Origin of the sequence: Pseudonocardia sp. EV170527-09, from assembly GCF_008369905.1 — a bacterium.
GTDB lineage: Bacteria > Actinomycetota > Actinomycetes > Mycobacteriales > Pseudonocardiaceae > Pseudonocardia.
The window spans coordinates 1-2722 of record NZ_VRMC01000206.1 but is presented as its reverse complement, the minus strand read 5'-3'; the positions used below and the strand labels follow the sequence as shown (position 1 = coordinate 2722).

Below are 2722 nucleotides of genomic sequence, written 5' to 3'. Positions count from 1 at the left end.
GTCACCCGCAGCCTCGACCCGACCGGACGAGGCCACACCCGATGGATGATGCGCTGGAAGCCAGTCCTCAACGCCTTCGCCATCACTTTCGGTGACCGCTGGCCGGGCGCCGAGCACTACTGACAACATCGCCGGAACCACCGTTCTCGTTACAGACCCCCGCCTTGAGGGCGAGGTCGACGAGGGCGACCGCCTCCGGCACTGCCACGACCGCTCCCCCCAGATACGTCGCGGACGGTGCCCGGCGGCATCCGTCACGTCCTCGTCATGGATACACGAACGGTGACGGCCCCGGTCACCCACGGGGTGGGTGGCCGGGGCCGGTCGGTCCGGGCGGTCGAACCTGCTCCTCCGCCCGGAGCAGTGCGGTCGGTCAGCGGTGACTCAGCGGTGGGTCAGAGGCCCACGTGCACGTCGGCGGAGACGTCGTTGTGCGAGAGCACGTCGGTGTGGCTGTGGTTGTCGACCTGGGTGTCGGTGTGCTGGCTCGCGTCGGTGTTGAACGAGTCGTCGATGTCGGTCGAGGTGTGCGTCTCGGTGTGGGTCTTGTTGAACGAGTCGGTCGCGTCGTTCGAGCCGGTGGCGGTGCCACCGACGGCCGCGGCGCCACCGTGGTCGGCGGAGATGTCGCCGGTCGTGGTGGCCGAGCCGGAACCGAAGGCGGTGGTGTTGCCGTCGCCCTTCACCACGTTGTTGTCGTCGCCCACGATGTTGTCGTGGCCGGTGGTGACGGTCGAGTCGCGGATGTCGTCGCCGGCGGCCACCGAGCCGTCGCCGGACGCGACGACCGACTTGGTGTCGATCGACTGCTTGAAGTCGCCGCCGCCGGTGTCGACGTTCTGGTTCACCGAGTTGTCGACGATGGTGTCGCGGTCGTCGACGTTGTAGGTGTAGTGGTTGTTGGTCACGTACTTGTCGATGTACTTGACCGGGTCCTCGCCGTGGTGGACGGGCGGCGGCGGGGTGTGGTGGTGGCCGCCGTGGCCGCCGCCGGTGTTGTAGTCACGGTCGAAGGACACGTCGTCGTTGTCCTGGGCCAGGACCAGGGCGTCGCGGACGTCGTCGGCGGAGACCTCGGACAGGCCGCACTGGGCGAGGACACCGTGCGGGTCCTCCTTGAACTCGGCCAGGGCCTTGGGGTCCTTCAGCAGGTCCAGGATGAACTGGATCAGCGACTTCTCGACGGACATGGCGATCTCCTCTGCGGGTGCCGCCGGGCTCGCGCGCTCGGCGGAGGGTTCGGGTGGTGCGGGAGGTGGTGACCGGGCCGGGGTCGGGGGCGTCCCGGCCCGGTCACCGGGCGGTGCGGTGGGTCAGCCGACGGCGAGGTCGATGCCGTTGTGCGACGCGATGTCGGTGTGGCTGTGGTCGTCGATCGACGTGTGGGTCTCGGTGCTGGCGTCGAGGTTCCCGGAGTCGTGGATCTCGGTGTTCTCGTGGGTCTCGGTCCAGGTCTTGTTGAACGAGTCGGTCGCGTCGTGCGAGCCGGTCGCGTTGCCGCCGATGGAGACCGCGCCGCCCTTGTCGGCGGAGATGTCGCCGGTCTTGGTGGCCGAGCCGGAACCGAAGGCGGAGGTGTTGCCGTCGCCCTTGACCACGTTGTTGCCGTCGCCCACGACGTTGCCGTTGCCGGTCGTGATGGTGGAGCCGTCGATGTCACCGCCGGCGGCCACCGCGCCGTCACCGGAGGCGGTGGTCGACCGGATGTCGATGTCCTGGTCGAAGTCGCCACCGTGGGTGTTGATGTGCTGGTTCACGGAGTTGTCGACGATGGTGTCGCGGTCGTCGATGTTCTCGGTGTGCCAGACGTCCTTGACGTGCACGTTCTCGTGGGAGGCTGCGGCCTTGTGGCCGTGGTCGCCCTTGCCCTCGCTCCAGCCGCCCTTGTCGCCGCCCCAGTTGAAGCCGGTGTCGTAGTGGCGGTCGAAGGACACGGTGTCGTTGTCCTGCGCGATGACCAGCGCGTCGCGGACGTCCTCCGGGGACAGGTCGGCGAGGCCGTAGTGCTGCAGGACCGCGTTCGGGTTGTCGTTGAACCAGTCGCGGACCTGGATGCTCTCGGAGCCGCTGCCGAGCAGGAGCTTGATGAAGTCGATCAGCGAGATGTCGTGTGCAGCCATGTCGGCCTCCGGAGTCGCTCGGGGGGTGACCGGTCCGTCGGCGACGACCGGTGTTGACGACGAAAGCTAGGGACGCCGGACCGTCCGGCCATCGGGGATCGCTCCGGGTCCGTCGGGGGGCCGTTAGGGGATCGGTCCCCCACTTCGTTCCGCTGCGCGGCACCGGCTAACTGTGATGTCCAGGGAGGTTGTCCCGTCCGGGGGCGGTGAGTCTGGCTGACAGACGAAGGCCTCCGGTTGTGAAGTGGAGCTGTCGAGGAACCGCTTCACCCACCGGAGGCCTTCGTGTCCCACGCTAACGCCGCCCTGACCCCGCGCGCCCGGCTGCGGCTCGCTCAACTCGTCGTCGAGCACGGCTGGACCCACACCGCGGCCGCGACAATGTTCATGGTCTCCGCGCGGACCGCCAAGAAGTGGTCCGACCGCTACCGGGCCGAGGGGCCGGCGGGGATGGCCGACCGCAGCTCACGGCCGAGGTCCTCACCGACGAAGACCCGTGTCGGTCTGGTGCGGCGAATCGTACGGCTGCGCTGGCGGCACCGGCTGGGCCCGGTCCAGATCGCCGGGCGCCTGGGCATGGCCGCCTCGACCGTGCACGCGGT

The 2722-nt window shown here is 69.0% G+C and carries 3 protein-coding genes; 1 reads left to right on the top strand and 2 read right to left on the bottom strand.

The features are described 5' to 3' along the window. Window positions 1-395: 395 nt before the first annotated feature. Together FVA95_RS28325 and FVA95_RS28320 are read right to left on the bottom strand one after the other, a co-directional pair. Complete coding sequence (locus FVA95_RS28325) at window positions 396-1190, bottom strand: IniB N-terminal domain-containing protein (protein ID WP_149666849.1); 795 nt, start codon at window positions 1188-1190, stop codon at window positions 396-398. Window positions 1191-1313: 123 nt separating this feature from the next. Then, window positions 1314-2120, bottom strand: a complete 807-nt coding sequence (locus tag FVA95_RS28320) for a hypothetical protein (protein WP_075309387.1) — start codon at window positions 2118-2120, stop codon at window positions 1314-1316. A 285-nt stretch (window positions 2121-2405) separates the two neighbouring features. On the opposite strand from FVA95_RS28320, the gene FVA95_RS28315 reads away from it, so the two are divergent. Further along, window positions 2406-2722: leucine zipper domain-containing protein (locus FVA95_RS28315; RefSeq protein WP_149664620.1), on the top strand; the 317-nt coding region annotated here is incomplete at its 3' end.

What these genes read in the sequence shown, in the direction of transcription:
- FVA95_RS28325 (WP_149666849.1), bottom strand. Translation starts at nt 1,190, where the DNA reads ATGTCCGTCGAGAAGTCGCTGATCCAGTTCATCCTGGACCTGCTGAAG.
- FVA95_RS28320 (WP_075309387.1), bottom strand. Translation starts at nt 2,120, where the DNA reads ATGGCTGCACACGACATCTCGCTGATCGACTTCATCAAGCTCCTGCTC.